At 50.1% G+C, this 16,178-nt stretch carries 13 protein-coding genes; 9 read left to right on the top strand and 4 right to left on the bottom strand.

Annotated elements, in window-relative coordinates; genetic code table 11:
• The first annotated feature begins 72 nt into the window (after positions 1–72).
• From AC23NW_RS14795 to AC23NW_RS14825, 7 genes are all read left to right on the top strand, one after another.
• Positions 73–708: a gluconate 2-dehydrogenase subunit 3 family protein gene (locus tag AC23NW_RS14795; RefSeq protein ID WP_487450427.1), complete on the top strand. Its 636-nt coding sequence runs from the start codon at positions 73–75 to the stop codon at positions 706–708.
• A 65-nt stretch (positions 709–773) separates the two neighbouring features.
• Positions 774–2,492 (top strand): GMC oxidoreductase, encoded by a 1,719-nt coding sequence (locus tag AC23NW_RS14800; protein WP_487450428.1) that lies wholly within the window; start codon positions 774–776, stop codon positions 2,490–2,492.
• 439 nt (positions 2,493–2,931) lie between these two features.
• Positions 2,932–6,012: a SusC/RagA family TonB-linked outer membrane protein gene (locus AC23NW_RS14805; protein WP_487450429.1), complete on the top strand. Its 3,081-nt coding sequence runs from the start codon at positions 2,932–2,934 to the stop codon at positions 6,010–6,012.
• A gap of 41 nt (positions 6,013–6,053) precedes the next feature.
• Complete coding sequence (locus AC23NW_RS14810; protein WP_487450430.1) at positions 6,054–7,616, top strand: RagB/SusD family nutrient uptake outer membrane protein; 1,563 nt, start codon at positions 6,054–6,056, stop codon at positions 7,614–7,616.
• A 309-nt stretch (positions 7,617–7,925) separates the two neighbouring features.
• Positions 7,926–8,426, top strand: a complete 501-nt coding sequence (locus tag AC23NW_RS14815) for a 6-pyruvoyl trahydropterin synthase family protein (protein ID WP_293844512.1) — start codon at positions 7,926–7,928, stop codon at positions 8,424–8,426.
• On the top strand, positions 8,386–9,135 hold the full coding sequence (gene folE, locus AC23NW_RS14820; RefSeq protein WP_487450431.1) for a GTP cyclohydrolase I FolE: 750 nt from the start codon (positions 8,386–8,388) through the stop codon (positions 9,133–9,135). Before AC23NW_RS14815 ends, folE begins: the two co-directional genes overlap by 41 nt.
• Before the next feature lie 76 nt (positions 9,136–9,211).
• Complete coding sequence (locus tag AC23NW_RS14825; RefSeq protein ID WP_293844521.1) at positions 9,212–9,910, top strand: SDR family NAD(P)-dependent oxidoreductase; 699 nt, start codon at positions 9,212–9,214, stop codon at positions 9,908–9,910.
• Positions 9,911–9,958: 48 nt separating this feature from the next.
• Here AC23NW_RS14825 and AC23NW_RS14830 read toward each other — a convergent pair whose 3' ends face one another.
• Both AC23NW_RS14830 and AC23NW_RS14835 read right to left on the bottom strand, forming a co-directional pair.
• Positions 9,959–10,867 (bottom strand): sugar phosphate isomerase/epimerase family protein, encoded by a 909-nt coding sequence (locus AC23NW_RS14830; RefSeq protein WP_487450432.1) that lies wholly within the window; start codon positions 10,865–10,867, stop codon positions 9,959–9,961.
• 354 nt (positions 10,868–11,221) lie between these two features.
• Entirely contained in the window at positions 11,222–12,235 is a 1,014-nt protein-coding gene (locus AC23NW_RS14835; protein ID WP_487450433.1) for a cation diffusion facilitator family transporter, read from the bottom strand.
• A 118-nt stretch (positions 12,236–12,353) separates the two neighbouring features.
• Between AC23NW_RS14835 and AC23NW_RS14840 the strand changes: the two genes are divergently transcribed.
• Together AC23NW_RS14840 and AC23NW_RS14845 are read left to right on the top strand one after the other, a co-directional pair.
• Positions 12,354–12,902, top strand: a complete 549-nt coding sequence (locus tag AC23NW_RS14840) for an NUDIX domain-containing protein (RefSeq protein WP_293837534.1) — start codon at positions 12,354–12,356, stop codon at positions 12,900–12,902.
• A 1-nt stretch (position 12,903) separates the two neighbouring features.
• Complete coding sequence (locus AC23NW_RS14845) at positions 12,904–13,542, top strand: LysE family translocator (RefSeq protein ID WP_487450434.1); 639 nt, start codon at positions 12,904–12,906, stop codon at positions 13,540–13,542.
• 73 nt (positions 13,543–13,615) lie between these two features.
• Here the strand turns inward: AC23NW_RS14845 and AC23NW_RS14850 are convergent, their stop codons facing one another.
• Positions 13,616–15,166, bottom strand: coding sequence for a GH3 auxin-responsive promoter family protein (locus tag AC23NW_RS14850; protein WP_293837536.1), 1,551 nt, complete (start codon positions 15,164–15,166; stop codon positions 13,616–13,618).
• A gap of 62 nt (positions 15,167–15,228) precedes the next feature.
• Positions 15,229–16,005, bottom strand: a complete 777-nt coding sequence (gene surE, locus AC23NW_RS14855; protein ID WP_487450435.1) for a 5'/3'-nucleotidase SurE — start codon at positions 16,003–16,005, stop codon at positions 15,229–15,231.
• Positions 16,006–16,178 lie beyond the last annotated feature (173 nt).

Here is a 16,178-nt window from a genome sequence, read left to right on the forward strand (position 1 = left end):
AAGTAAGTAAAACGCTGAAAAAATTGTCTTATAAGCGTATAAGAGTCGATCACAATTTAAATCTACTTTACCTTGAACAGAAGAGATGCCTTACAACGGGTCGCGTTGTTGATGGGCAGTACCCTGTCGGCCCCAACCATGGCGGCTATCCTGCGCGAGCCGGGTAAAGCCGCCCCCTCTACCTTTTCGCTGACGGCAGATCAGCAGACAATGCTGGCTGATATTGCGGAAACCATTATTCCGACGACCACAACCCCCGGAGCGAAAGCCGCCGGTGTCGGGCCGTTTATCGAACTGATGGTGAAAGACTGTTACAGTCCTGAACAGCAGGATCATTTCCGGAAAGGACTGGTCGCGGTAGATGAAGCCAGTCAGAAAACCTACAGCAAGCCGTTTGTGGCCTTGTCGAACGAGCAGAAACATGCTGTTCTGACGCAGTTTGAAACCGCTGCCGAAGAAGAGGCGAAAGCAGGCCGTCAGGCGGCGAAAGCAAAGGATGTTGATGCCGAAACCGGTCAGATCAAAGAAGAGAAAAAGAAAAAGTCTGATCCGCCGGTGCCGTTCTTTTCGCTGACTAAAGAGCTGACCCTGCTCGGGTACTTCTCGTCGGAGATCGGGGCGACCAAAGCCCTGCGGTATATCGCGATTCCGGGCCGGTATGAAGGTTGCGTGAAATACGAAAAAGGCCAGAAAGCCTGGGCCACCTAGCCTGACCGGGGTTTGGATTACCCCGTTAACCGTATGTTCAGACAACCCCCTTTAACTACAGAAACATGTACCTTAATATAGATGCCAAAAAAGCTGCGACCTACGATGCCATTGTGGTAGGGTCGGGCATTTCCGGCGGCTGGGCTGCCAAAGAATTAACCGAAAAAGGCCTGCGGGTGCTGATGCTGGAGCGCGGCCGTGACCTGAAACACGTATCGGGCTACGAAACGGCCATGAAAGATCCGTGGGAGTTTCTGCACCGCAGCCGCGTCGATAATATCGCACGGGAAGAGTACTGGGCCAGCGTCCGGACGGGCTATACCGCCAACGAACCAACCCGCTACCTGTTCGAAAACGATAAGGAAAACCCATACCTCGAAAAACGTCCGTTCGACTGGATCCGGGGGTATCACCTCGGTGGCCGCTCCCTGATGTGGGGACGTCAGAGTTACCGGCTCAATGAACGCGACTTTACCGCAAACCTCGAAGACGGGCACGGTGCCGACTGGCCGATCCGGTATAAGGATATTGCGCCCTGGTATTCATACGTAGAGCGGTTTGTGGGTGTGTCCGGCCAGAAAGAGGGTCTGGACGTGTTGCCGGACGGTGAGTTCCTGAAGCCGATGGAGATGAACTGCGCTGAGAAGAAAGTAAAATCAGCGATTGAAACCCATTTCCCCGGCCGCCACATGACCATCGGTCGTCCGGCGATCCTGACGTCACCGACTAAAATTCATACGGATCTGGGCCGCGCCCAATGCCAGTCGCGGAACCTGTGTAGCCGGGGTTGTCCGTTCGGGGCTTACTTCAGTACCCAGTCAGCCACCTTGCCGGCGGCGGCCAAAACCGGTCGTCTGACCATCGTTACAGATAAGATTGCGTACGAGGTTATTTTCGACGATAAGCTGAATAAGGCAGTTGGCGTCCGTGTGATCGATCAGAACACGAAACAACACCACGAATATTACGCAAAGATTCTGTTCCTGAATGCATCGGCGATCAATACAGCCTGGATCATGATGCAGTCGACGTCGAAGCGCTTCCCGAACGGGTTGGGCAACGACTCCGATCAGCTGGGCCGCAACATCATGGACCACCACCTGAACGCCGGTGCGTCGGGTGAGTTCGAGGGCATGGAAGACAGCTACTATTATGGCCGTCGCGGAAACGGTATCTATATTCCGCGGTTTGCCAACTGGGGGAGCGATAACAAACGTGATTTTGTACGCGGCTTCGGGTATCAGGGCGGCGGCAGCCGTCAGGGCTGGGAACGTGGAGCCGGTATGAAAGGATTCGGCGCCGACTTTAAAGAAGCGCTGACCGAGCCGGGCAAGTGGACCTTCAACATCGGTGGTTTCGGGGAAACACTTCCTGATTCGAATAACCGGATGCGGTTGTCGGGCCAGAAAGATAAGTGGGGCCTGCCGGTCATTGAGTTCGACTCAGGCTGGGGCGAAAACGCGCAGCGTATGCGGATTGCGATGATGAACGAAGCGGCGAATATGCTGGAGGCTGCCGGCGCCAAAAACATTAAAACCCGTAATGACCTGACGAAAAACCCTGGCATTGGTATCCACGAAATGGGAACGGCCCGTATGGGTCGCGATCCGAAAACCTCGGTACTGAACGGAAATAATCAGGTTTGGGGAGCCAAAAACGTGTTTGTAACAGATGGTGCAGCGATGGCTTCATCGTCTTGTGTAAACCCGTCACTTACCTATATGGCACTAACGGCGAGAGCCGCAGATTTTGCAGTGAGAGAACTGAAAAAACAGAATTTGTAATATTATTTAATCATTTTTTAAAAAAGGGATGCAATTTTTGCATCCCTTTTTTAATGTCTTACTGTATAGTTTAGTTTACTGTTTTTCAGTTATTTATGTTGTTTTTTGTGTATTATGACACTGTTAAGCATATGTGCAGTCTTTACAGAATATGCAGATTTTTTGACAAACATTAAAAAGTGATGAGTAGGTAAAGCAGGGCGGTTGGTTTATTAATAAATAATCTTCTTATCGCTCAATTGTTAACAAACCTAAACTGCCGGTTAGCCGGCAACCCAAGCTTATGGTAAAACCATTACGATCACGTTCTCTGCCACGCAGGATTGTGAGCTTGTCCACAACCCCACTGTTACTCGCACTATGCTGTACGGGTTTCTCCTACGCAGAAGGAACAGAATTCAAAGAATTAGCCATTAAAGCCACTACAGTTTCTGTCAACATGGTCGACAGAACAGTTACCGGTAAAGTGACAGACGAAAGTAATGCGCCGTTGCCGGGTGTAAGTGTTGTCATTAAAGGTACTACCAGAGGAGCTGTGACGGATCCGAACGGTCAGTACCGGTTAGATGTTCCGGACGGTAACGTAACACTCGTATTCTCCTTTGTAGGCTACAAGGCGCAGGAAGTACCGGTCGGTAATCAATCGGCCATTAACCTGTCGCTGCAGGCCGATAACAAAATGCTCGACGAGATCGTCGTAATTGGTTACGGTACGCAGAAGAAGTCCGATCTGACGGGTGCGGTAGCGGGTGTAAAACAGGCACAGCTTCAGGAACGCCCTGCTGCTTCGCTGAACCAGGCGCTGGCAGGCCGTATGCCGGGTGTACAGGTGAACAATAACTCGGGTCGTCCCGGCGGCCGTACTACAGTACGTATCCGTGGTTTCAGCTCGATTAACTCCTCGAACAACCCATTGTATGTGGTCGACGGTGTGATGTTGCCGCAAGGTAACCAGGCGCAGTTCAGCTCGGCGATTGACTACATTAACCCGAATGACATCGTATCCATTGAGGTACTGAAAGATGCGTCGTCGACAGCGATCTACGGTGCCCGCGGTGCCAACGGTGTTATCCTGGTAACTACGAAGAAAGGGAAAGCCGGCGAAGGTACGGTTACCTACAACGCCGATTTCAGCGTAAATACAATCGGACCAAACCGGCCGCGCGTATTGAATGCGAAAGAGTATCTGGCTACGGAAGATCTGGCTTACGCAAACATTAAGAAATATGACCCGGCTGGCTGGGCTGCGGGTAAGTATACAAGCTTAGATCCGATTGCTCGGAGAAAAGCGTACAGCGCTGCTTACCCTGGTGTATTCGATGCGAACCTGAACCCGCTGTACGATACAGACTGGTTTAAGGAAACAACACAGAACAAGCTGTCTCAGAACCATCAGTTAGGTTTCAGCGGTGGTAACGAACGGACACAATACTCGTTATCCTTGGGCTTCCGCGACGATCAGGGTCTGATCAAAACATCGTATATGAAACGCTATTCAGGCCGTTTTACAATCGATGATCAGATCAAGAAATGGCTGAAAGTCGGTGGTACACTGAGCTACAACAATCAGACTGAGAACTTAGTCGACATCAATGACGCCGTTGCCCGTCAGATTGTGGAAGACTTCCCGTTCCTGCCGGTTAAATATGCAGATGGCCGCTATGCCAGCAACCGTGATTATCCAAGTGCAGAAGGAACATTCAGTTCTATGCACCGCCTGATGGATCGCCGGTATATCCTGAATACGCAGACAACGTTAGGTAGCCTGTATAGCAACATCAATATTGCGAAAGGGCTTGAAATGCGTACAGTGCTGGGTGTTAACATTTTAACGCAGGAAAACAACGAATCACAAACCCGTACACTGAACCCCGGGCAGTTAGGTAACGCCGCAACGCGGAACCGTAAGGAAAGCTTCTGGTCACTGGAAAATTACCTGACCTATAACAAGCAGATTCGTGATAACCAGCACTTAACAGCTTTATTAGGTTTGTCGTGGCAGGAAACCAACTTCTTCAGTATGGGGGCTACTGTGCAGAACTTTGCGACGGACTACTTCGGGTTCAATAACCTGGGTGCAGGGGCTACGAACCCGCAGGTTTCGTCAAACGCATCGCGTTTTGCCTTTAACTCATACTTTGGCCGGGTTAACTACAGCCTGATGGAGAAGTATTTGTTTACGGTAACCGGTCGTATGGACGGATCGTCGAAATTCGGTGCTAACCACAAGTATGCCTTCTTCCCGTCGGCAGCGTTTGCATGGCGTGTATCTGAAGAGAGCTTCCTGAAAAACAACAGCCTCATTTCGAACCTGAAATTACGGACAAGCTATGGTCTGACGGGTAACTCGGAAATTCCGCCGTATTCGTCACTGGCCCTGTTAAGCTCTAACTATTCAACAATTTATAACGATACCCGCGTAGGTGGTACTGGTATTGACCGTCTGGCCAACCCGGATCTGCGGTGGGAAAAAACAGCTCAGGCTGACATCGGTGTTGAAGTTGGTATCCTGAAAGGCCGTGTAACACTGGAAGCTGACTATTACTATCGTAAGACAACGGACATGCTTCTTGATGCACCGGTTCCTCGTACGAGCGGTTACGGTACAATCCGCCGGAACGTAGGCTCAATGCAGAACCAGGGCTTTGAATTTGGTCTGAACACAGTGAACATTGACCGTGGCGGTTTCAGCTGGAACACATCGTTCAACCTGTCGCTGAACCGGAACAAAGTGCTTTCACTGGCAACGCCGTCTGATATCTTCAACGTAGGTGGTCCTAACTTTACCAACCCGACAAACGTGATCCGCGTGGGTGAGCCGGTAGGTTCATTCTGGGGTCTGACCCGTCTGGGCGTATGGAGCGAAGCCGAGCGTGAAGAAGCCGCTAAGTTTGCCAGCTACCGGAACAACCTGACTATGCTGCCGGGCGATATCAAATATCTTGATGTTAACGGCGATAAGGCAATCACTGACGCTGACCGCAGCATCATCGGTAACGGTAGCCCTAAAGGCTGGGGTGCTATGACAAACTCATTCCGGTACAAGGGCTTTGATGCTACACTGGAATTGCAGTTCATGTATGGTAACGACGTTATGCTGATGAACCTGCACCCAAGTGAAGACCGTCAGGCGCTGGCTAACAGCTACTCATCGGTACTGAACGCATGGACACCGCAGAATCAGAATACGATGATTGCTGAAATCCGTGAAACACGTGCCGGTTATGTAACAAACGTGGACAGCCACTGGATTAAAAATGGTTCGTTCCTGCGTGGCCGTAACCTGCTGGTTGGCTACACATTCCCAAGCGAGCTGACAAGCCGCCTGAAAATGAGTAAACTGCGGGTGTATGCCAGCGCACAGAACTTCTTCCTGTTAGTGGAAGATCCGATTGTTGGTGATCCGGAAGTAACACCGACCAACCAGGGTGACGGCAACAGCGCGTTCTCTCAGGGTATGATCTGGCACAACTATCCGAAGCCTACAACCTACATGTTAGGTTTACAGGTTGCTTTCTAATCGATCACGAAACTCATTAACGTTCAAAAGAGATTCTCAACATGAAGTTAAATATCATTAAACGAGCAGGTACTGCTGCCCTTTTCGGCGCTGTTTTGCTTGGACCTGTTGGCTGTACGGACTTTTTAGATGAACGCGCTCCATCTAACCTGACAACCTCAAGTTTCTATACCATCCCTGACCACGCAGAAGCCGGACTGGCCTCAGTTTATGCAAGCATGCGTTTTATCGGCGATGGTGCCAATATCTTCTCGTCGAACTGGCAGCTTCTCGAAGCGATGACCGGAACGTCGACAACAGAGACAGCCCAGAACTCTGACCTTAACAACCTGTACAGTATGTCGCACGATGGCAATACGATCCACGTGGTAAACTACTGGAACGGTCTGTACCGGGTAATTGCACAGGCTAACCTGGTGCTGGACAGAGTACCGCCAATTACGCCGATGCCGGAAGCGCAGAAAACGAAAATTCTGGGAGAGGCACGCTTCCTGCGCGCATGGGCTTACTTTACGGCCGTTCGTCTGTGGGGAGATGTCCCGCTGGTGACTAAGCCACAAACAGCAACGTCGGAAGATTTCCGCCCGGCCCGGGCTTCACAGGAAGAGATTTACAAACTGATTGTAGAAGACCTGTTGGCTGCTGAAAGTGCAGGCTTGTCATGGATGGATTTAAGCGGTCGTGCGAACCTGGCTGCGGTAAAAACACAATTGTCAAAAGTATACCTGACAATGGCTGGCTTCCCGCTGAGTAAAGGAGCGTCACACTACAAACTGGCTGCTGATAAAGCACTGGAAGTAATTACGTACGCCAATGCTAACCCGGGCACTATCAACCTGTTCACAACCTATGAAGATGTACATAGCGAGCGGACAGAAAACCGGATTGAGCATTTGTTCCAGTTGCAGTATAACGCTACCGTGGCAAGTAATCCGATGGATAACTTCTACGGTAACTTTAAGCCGATTAACTACAACGGTCCAACAGGAACAGGTAGCTCGGTGCCTACGTCGTCATTCTACAACTCGTATGAGAAAGGTGACCTCCGGACAAAAGATCAGGATGGCTACTTCTATACCACGTACTTTACGAATGGTACCGGTGCACGGTTTGAGCTGGGCGCTCCGTATGTGTTCAAACACTTCAACCGGATTGCGAACGGTACCTCTGGCGTTGCCGGTACACGTCTGAATAACCTGAACGTGCCGATGATTCGTTACGCAGAAACACTGTTGCTGTATGCTGAAGCACAAAACGAAGTAGGTGGCCCTAACCAGGCAGCATACGACGCGTTGAAAAAAATCCGTGACCGTGCCCAGCTGGCAACACCTGCCTTAGGTACATTCAATCAGGCGAGCTTCCGTGAAGCTGTATGGCGCGAGCGGTGGTATGAGCTTTGCTACGAGCAGCTTACCTGGTTTGATATGGTTCGTTTACGCAAAGTATTCAATGAGAAGACAAAAGGCTTTGACAACTTTGTGGGTCACATTAACCTGAGCACCAACAAAGCACTGGAAGAGAAACACTTATTGCTTCCACTGCCTCGTCAGGAAATGCTGAATAACCCGAATCTGAAACCTCAGAACCCTGGTTATCCAAACTAATTTCTAATCTGATAAGAAGGTTATTTACCCGGCAGCTGATTCAGTTGCCGGGTTTTTTATTGATATTATGTCTCCGCGCGTTACGTAAATCAGGGAACGAAACCGGGTGATTTCATCGTTATGAGATAGATACGGATGTGTTTGTTTAATCTTTTTGAAAAATGATTAAACAAAAAAGCCGACCCTTATGTTAGTAGGGTAGCAATCGCATTCCCTGGGGCGGAAATGGCCACCCGCCCGGCGGCTTGCATGTGTTGTACACAACCTTTGTAACGACATGCGAACTGAAAGTCAGTTCTGAACGAAAACATGAGTGAATCAAATCAGGTGGATACCAGCGGTAACCCACAACCTCTGGCACATGCCCCGGAAAAAGCAGTTTCTGTACCGGATACGCGCCATAGGGTTGCTGTCTACCGGAAAGAACATTTTAATGCGGCACATCGGCTGAACAACCCGAACTGGTCAGACGAAAAAAACGAACGCGTCTACGGTAAATGCAATAACTACAATTACCATGGGCATAACTATGACCTGATACTTCAGGTTACAGGGCCGGTTGATCCGGAAACGGGCTATGTCATTGATATGAAAGTACTTAGTGATATAACGAAAACGTTTGTACTCGACCGGTTTGATCACAAAAATCTTAATCTGGATACCGAAGAGTTTAAAGACTTAAACCCGTCGGCCGAAAACATTGCCATCGTTATCTATCAAATTTTACGTGAGCAGCTGGATCCCTCGCTGGATCTCAAAATCAGACTTTATGAAACCGAACGGAATTTTGTTGAATACCCGGCCGCTTAACGGTAATGGCAAGAATGGCAAACATGCCGGTACTGACTTTGCCGATGACCTGCATGCCGAGGAAATTGGCGAGTCACATGCTGCTACGTCGATTGAAACGCCCATGCGTCCGGATGCATTTGCGATGGACGATGATCATAAAATTGAACTCATTACTGAACACTTCAGGGAGATTATGAACATTCTGGGCCTTGACCTGACCGACGACAGCCTGAACGGGTCGCCGCGGCGTGTCGCCAAGATGTATGTAAAAGAAGCGTTCAGCGGGCTGAATCCGGCTAATAAGCCAAAACCAACCCTGTTTGATAACAAGTTCAAATACAACGAAATGCTGGTTGAGAAGGACATTCTGGTGCAATCGTACTGCGAACACCACTTTGTTCCGATAATCGGTAAGGCACACGTTGCCTATATATCGAGCGGCAAGGTAATCGGCCTCTCAAAACTAAACCGGATTGTACAGTATTATGCCAAACGTCCGCAGGTGCAGGAGCGTCTGACCGTTCAGATCGCCAATGAGCTGAAAGACGTGCTGGAAACGGAAAACGTGGCCGTTATCATTGATGCCAAACACCTGTGTGTATCAACAAGGGGCGTTCGTGACGTACATAGTTCAACCGTTACGGCAGCTTACCACGGTAAGTTTGAAGAGGAAGCGACCCGGCAGGAATTTCTGCGGTATATTTCGGGTATGAACGCAACCTTGTAGGGAGATATTAGTTATTGTGATGAAGAAGGCTGCTCAATCTGGCAGCCTTCTTTTTTTCATGAAAACCATCTCCGTAATGCAAGGAAAAACCATTTTTATTATCGGAGCCAGCTCCGGCATCGGGCATGCCCTGGCCGTTACACTACAGGCACAGGGAGCAACCCTGATTACGGCCGGTCGCCGCCAGCCGGAAGGCATTCAGTCTACGCACCTGAACTGGGACGTTACCCAGCCGCCAGGTGATTTAGCAAAGCAACTGCCGGACACCCTGCACGGACTGGTTTACTGTCCGGGAACCATAAATTTAAAACCCTTTCAGCGCTTGTCAGTGACTGACTTTCAGAACGATTTGCAGGTGAATGTACTGGGTGCTATTGCGGCGGTTCAGGCTGCGTTTCCGGCGTTGAAAAAGGCTAAGGGAGCCAGTATTGTTCTGTTCAGTACGGTAGCGGCGAAAGTAGGTATGAGCCTGCACTCATCGGTAGGGGTAGCCAAATCGGCGGTTGAGGGGCTGGCAAAATCACTGGCAGCCGAGTTTGCACCCTCGCAGATCCGGGTCAACGCCGTGGCGCCGTCTCTGACTGATACGCCGCTGGCGCAGTTTCTGTTAGGGGATGATACGAAACGGGAGGCAGCCAATAAGCGCCATCCGCTGGGCCGGTACGGCGCGTCGGCTGATATTGCCAACATGGCGGCCTTTCTGCTCTCGGATCAGGCGGCCTGGATAACCGGCCAGATTGTCGGGGTCGACGGTGGTATGGGTAGTGTGAAATAACCGGAAAAGAAACGTGGAAGCCGGCCAGCCGGCTTCCACACAGCAGGATCACTTAAAGCGCTCAAGCAGCGCTTTTGTCTTTTTAATGCCGTCGTATTCGTCCAGCTTGTCGCCTTCGTATTCAATCCCGACATAGCCTTTAAAGCCGCTGTCTTTTACGATTTTCATCATGCGGCTATAATCGGTTTCGATGCAGTTGCCGCTTTCGTCGAAGTTGTACGTTTTCGCCGAAACGCCCTTGGCAAATGCCATCAGCTCTTCAACCCCCTGATAGCGGTCGTACTCGCTTTCGCAGCCGTCTTTTCCGCGACGCAGACAGAAGTTACCGAAATCCGGCAGTGTACCGACATTTGGTTTATTTACATCTTTCATGACATCGGTTAGCCACGCCCCGTTTGACGAGTAGCCACCGTGGTTTTCAACAATCACATTGATACCCAGCGGCTGCGCAAATTCGCCCAGTTTACCGAGTCCTTCAACGGCTGCACGGGCAACCTCTGTTCCGGAGCTGGTGCCATAGGCATTTACGCGGATGGTCTGACAGCCAAGGTATTTCGCGCACTCAACCCATTTTTTGTGGTTATCGACAGCCTGATTTCGTTTGGCTGCATCGGTTTCGCCCAGACCACCCTCGCCGTCAATCATGATCAGGTGGTTCTTAATGCCGTTGTCTTTGCAGCGCTTCAGTAACTCGTTGAGGTACGCTGTATCGTTAGCTTTGTCCTTAAAGAACTGGTTAACATATTCAACCGTCCGGATACCAAATTCCTTACGGGCAATAACGGGAAAGTCGAGGTTCGTAATTTTTTTGGCAAACAATGCTTTATGCAGCGACCATTCGGCCAGTGAGATCTCAAAAAAGCGTTTTTTTGCCGGTTCGGCAAAAGCCGTCAGGGATGGCGCAGCCGCCAGTATCAGCCCCGCCTGCTTAATAAAGGAGCGACGATCGGTAGTCATGTTGCTAAGGGAGTTAAAGGGCGAAATCTACGAAATTCAGGGAATATTCAAACGTATTTCCTGCGCCCGGCTGTATAGAGGCTTAATATTTGCGGAAAACGGTTTTATGCGGGCGAGTTGCCGGAAAAGGACAATTATCAGGACTAGCAGGTGTTTTAGTAATGTTCTAGTATAAAAGAAAAAAGCCCTCAAATTCGCTGGGAATGAGGGCTTTTTTGCCAGTATTGAATACAACCTGAATTATCCGAATATTTAAAAAATTATAAGTATATAAGATTTTTTTTAAATATTTCGATAAATGTACTGTGCGTAAATGAAAAAGGCAAGAAAAGAGTAAAATTTTAATGAAAAATGTTACGATTCCCGCACCGGTAACTCAAGAGAGACAAAATGCTTCTGGTTCAGCGGCAGGTTGTCTGCACTCCAGATCATATCGTGCAGAAACGGAAATGACCGTACCGGACAATCGGCTACGCGACAGTAATGGCAGCAATCGGGCAGGCAGGGATCGGCATGGACGAAAATCTCAACCTCACTCGTAAAACCTCCTTTCAACGTATTTTCAAAGTGGTTGACGGTTTGATGTACACCTGTAAGCTCCCAGTAGCGGGGCAGTGTCAGGTGGCAGTCGATGTGCAGGTCCGCGCCGTATTTCTGTACCCGCAGGTTATGGACATCAATCCAGCTGGTATTCCGGTTTTCCCGCAGCAGCGTAACGACACGGTCGAGGGTAGGGGTGTCGGTTTCGTCGAGGAGACGCGCCGTAGCATGCCGGACCAGATGAAATCCGTTGTAGAAAATCACAAAGGACAGAATAAGCGATAAAACGCTGTCAAGCCATACCCGCCCGGTCAACAAAACCAGACCGATCCCGGCCAGAACAATGACACTGCTCAGGCTATCGGTCAGCAGATGCCGGCCGTCTGCAATCAGTGCCATTGAGTCGGTACGCTGGCCGGTCCGGACCAGCATCCAGCCTGTAGCAGCATTGGCAATTGTCGATAACGCAACCAGCAACAGGCCCCAGTCCAGATTTTCGAGCGTGTGCGGCCGCAGAAAACTCATGACTGCCGCATAAACGGTAAAGAAACCGGCTGAGATAATCAGAGCACCTTCAAAGCCGGAAGAGAGAAATTCAACTTTACCGTGACCGTAAGGATGGTTAAAATCGCGGGGCTGACCGGCGAGGTAAATACTGTACAATGCAAAGGCACTGGCCAGTACGTTGACAATCGATTCAAGGGCATCGGTAAGGATTGCTGCTGAACCGGTTAAGTACCAGGCGGTCATTTTCAGTAATAGCAGTGTGATGCTCAGTCCGAGAGAGACGGTCATCCACCGGAATTTAGTCTGTTGAAGTGTACTCATGGGTAACCTGCGCAAGGAGGAAGGGGGTACAGGGACTGCTTCTAACCCTTACGCAGCGGGCATTTGTTCTGATGCAAAGTTACGCGGTAAGACGGGAAAAGTTTGTACATTCGTGGATATGAATAAAACGGATAATCCCTGGCAGACCCTTTCTTCCACGACTGCCTATGATAATAATTGGTTGACAATCAGACATGAAGAGGTTGTTACCCCTGCCGGAACACCTGGTATTTATGGCGTAGTAAGTTTTAAAAACAAAGCTGTCGGCGTACTCCCGATTGATGAGGAGGGCTATACATATCTGGTCGGGCAGTATCGCTATCCGCTAAATGAATATTCGTGGGAAATTCCGGAAGGAGGCAGTCCGGTCGGCACCGATATTCTGGAGTCGGCAAAACGGGAGCTGAAAGAAGAAACCGGCCTCATGGCAGAACGCTGGACAAAAATGGCCCGGATACATACCTCGAATTCTGCTACCGATGAAGAAGGGTTTATCTACATTGCCGAAGGGTTGAGCCAGGGCGAGCATGCGCCTGAGGAAACAGAAGAACTGATGGTACGAAAGGTGCACCTGTCAGAGGCAGTACGAATGGTTATGGCCAGTGAAATTACAGACTCTATAAGTATGTGCGCCATTCTGATGGTTGCCCGTCTAAAAGGTATTTAATATGATTGAAGCGCTGTTTTACGGCCTGATTGCCGGTATTCTACTGTGCTGGACCTTCGGCACGGTTTTTTTTTCGCTCTTACAGAATAGTGTTGATAATGGCTACAAGGCAGGGATGAAAATCGCCTTCGGGGTGGTTGTCTGCGACTCCCTGTTTATCGCCTCGGCTTTATTCGGAACCTCCTTCTTACCGAAAATCGACGGGTTCGAACTGGGCATTTCGATAATTGGCGTGGTCTTTTTGAGTGTTATGGGAATTGCTAACCTGGTAAAAGGAGCGCCCCGGCTGGCCTATCCGACCACCCGCTTCGGCAATTTTCTGTATTACTTCTGGATTGGTTTTCTGCTCAACGGTCTGAATCCGGTCAATTTCCTGACTTGGGTGGGGCTGACAGCCTATTTACGGAAATCGCTGCACTACGATTTTGACGAGCAGGTCGGCTTTCTGTCCATGAGCGTGCTGGCGATCTTTCTGACGCAGACCGCTATTGCTGTTTCTGCCCACAAACTGAAGCGGTTATTCACGCCGCGGGTAATCCTGATTTTCAACCGCGTAACCGGGGTGATTTTTCTGGCGGTGGCTATCCAGCTGGCTTACCTGCGTGTATACGTACCGTTAATGGCGATGATGGATAAGTAGAGATACTTGATAACTGGAAAAATTAACTTCCAGGAAGTTTTAAACTTCCTGGAAGTTAGAAGTTAATAGACGGCTAAACCTTCTGTTTTTCAAGGAAATTCTGCCAGTCGGCAATGAGGTCTTTTTTCAGCACCCGCGGGAATTTATGCTGCCCGCCCAGTTTTCCCTTCGACTCCATCCATTTGTAGAATGTCGACGCGGGTACTACCGTTACCGTAATATCCTTCAGGGCATGACGCCGTTCGACAGCATAATCGTCATTCAGCTCTTTTAGTTTAGCATCAATACGGTCGCGGAGGTCGTTGGCATCAGCTTTGTCGTCCGTACCAATGTACCAGTTGTGGGCAAAGAGGGTATCTTTCGTAACACCGGCCACGGTAAATTCGCGGATATCGATGTTCAGGTCGCTGGATACGAGCTCGATGGCCTTGTTCATGTTATCGACCGACAGGTGCTCCCCGCAGAGGCTGAGGAAATGTTTGGTCCGGCCGGTAATGACAATTTCTGCCCGTTTTTTGGAAATGAACTTGATGGTATCGCCGATCAGATAGCGCCACGCTCCGGAACAGGTCGACATCAGCAAGGCATATTCCTTCCCTTCTTCCACCTCATCGATCATCAGGGTCTCGGCATTCGGAAGTACCTGTCCGTCGGCCGTAAAGTTGCGTTCGTTGAACGGAATAAACTCAAAGAATATGCCGTTGTTGAGCACCAGCTGCATGCCCGCAGCGTTCGGGTGCGTCTGGTAGGCGATAAACCCTTCCGACGCCAGATAGGTCTCAATATAGGTAATCGGCCGGCCAAGGAGCTTTTCAAAGCCTTTCTTGTACGGTTCGAACGATACACCGCCGTGGCAGAAAACGCTCAGGTTCGGCCAGATGTCATGGATGGTATTGACCTTGTAATAGGCAATGATCTTTTCCATGAGAAGTTGTAGCCAGGCCGGTACCCCCACGATAAAGCCGATGTCCCACTGCGAGGCCTGAGCCGTGATTTCATCCAGCTTCAGGGCCCAGTCGCGTTCACTGGCAATGTCACGGCCCGGCTTATAGAACTGCTGGAACCAGAACGGAATCTGACTGGCGGTAATACCACTCAGATCGCCTTCGAAATGGTTATCGCGGTAGCTGAGCGTCGTACTGCCGCCAAGCATCAGAAACCCTTTTTCGTAAATCGCTGCCGGAAGCTGCTGATAGCGTCCGAGGGTCAGAATCTGCCGGATACTGGTTTTCTGAATCGCCTTCGACATTGTCTTCGTCACCGGAATATACTTCGACGCGGCCTCTGACGTCCCCGAACTCAGGGCAAAGTATTTCACACGGCCCGGCCAGCAGACATTCTTTTCGCCGGCCAGCGTGCGGTGCCACCATTCCTGATAAATGGTGTTGTAATCGTAAATCGGTACATGCTGTTTGTACAACTCGTAAAATTCACGCTCGTAACCGAACAGCGATGCACTTTGTATGACTTCGAAGTGGTATTTTTCGCCGAACTTGGTGTAGCGGGCTTTCGAAACCAGTTTCGAAAATGTTTTCTTCTGTAACTTAAATGGGTTAATCTTCTTGCGCTGAACGACATTTGTTAACTTAATGCCGCTCTTGAGCACGTTTCCTAGCAGAGACATAATCTTTTTCTGTTAAGCGTGTTATCAAAAAGAGCGCGCTTCGCGCCCGCTTCAAACCACGGTTAAAGGTTCCAATCCTGCATTTCCTGTATGGTGTCGTATGCCGTCAGGTCGTACTTGCAGGGTACTACCGACGTATAGTTGTGAGCCAGTGCATACTCATCGGTATCTTCGGCCTGCGGGTCGAAGTTAACGAATTCGCCGGCCAGCCAGAAATACCGGCGTCCGTGCGGGTCCCGCCGTTCATCAAAAACTTCCTGCCATTTGGCATCAGCCTGGCGGCAGATTTTTATGCCCTTCAGCGGTTCGGGCTGTTTCGCCGGAAAGTTTACATTCAGGGCAACGCCCTTTGCCATTCCGTGCGTCAGCACATTGCGGGCAATGGCCAGTATGTGTTCTTCCGTATGCGAAAAATCGGCCTGGCGGCTGAAATCATTCAGGGAAAAGCCAATGGCCGGAATGCCTTCAATCGCTGCTTCGATCGCCGCCGACATGGTCCCTGAATACAGTACGCTGATCGAGGTATTGCTGCCGTGGTTTATACCACTAACGACCAGATCGGGTTTACGGTCTTTCAGAATATGATTTTTGGCCAGCTTTACACAGTCTGCGGGCGTACCCGAGCACTCATAAGCCGGAAAATCGGGAAAAATATCCGTTGGATACAGCCGCAGCGGGTGCGCAATAGTGATCGCATGACCCATACCGGACTGAGGACTGTTCGGGGCAACGACCACAACATTGCCCAGCTGCTTCATCAGATTGGCAAGCGTTCTGATGCCGTGGGAAGTAATGCCATCGTCGTTTGTTACTAGTATTAGCGGTTTATGTTCTGACATAACTCATATTGACATTTTCGACCCTTCCGGTTGTTCCTGTGGAGCAGGGAACGTCATACATTCGGGGCCAGAGCCGTCAAAGTTACAAAAAAGGGCCTACTTTTCAGGGAAACGCCATAACAAAGCCCCGCTATCAAACGATGGCGGGGCCCGGTAATTAAATATCGTTCGCC

It is taken from the genome of Arsenicibacter sp. R0_47 (genome assembly GCF_057652235.1).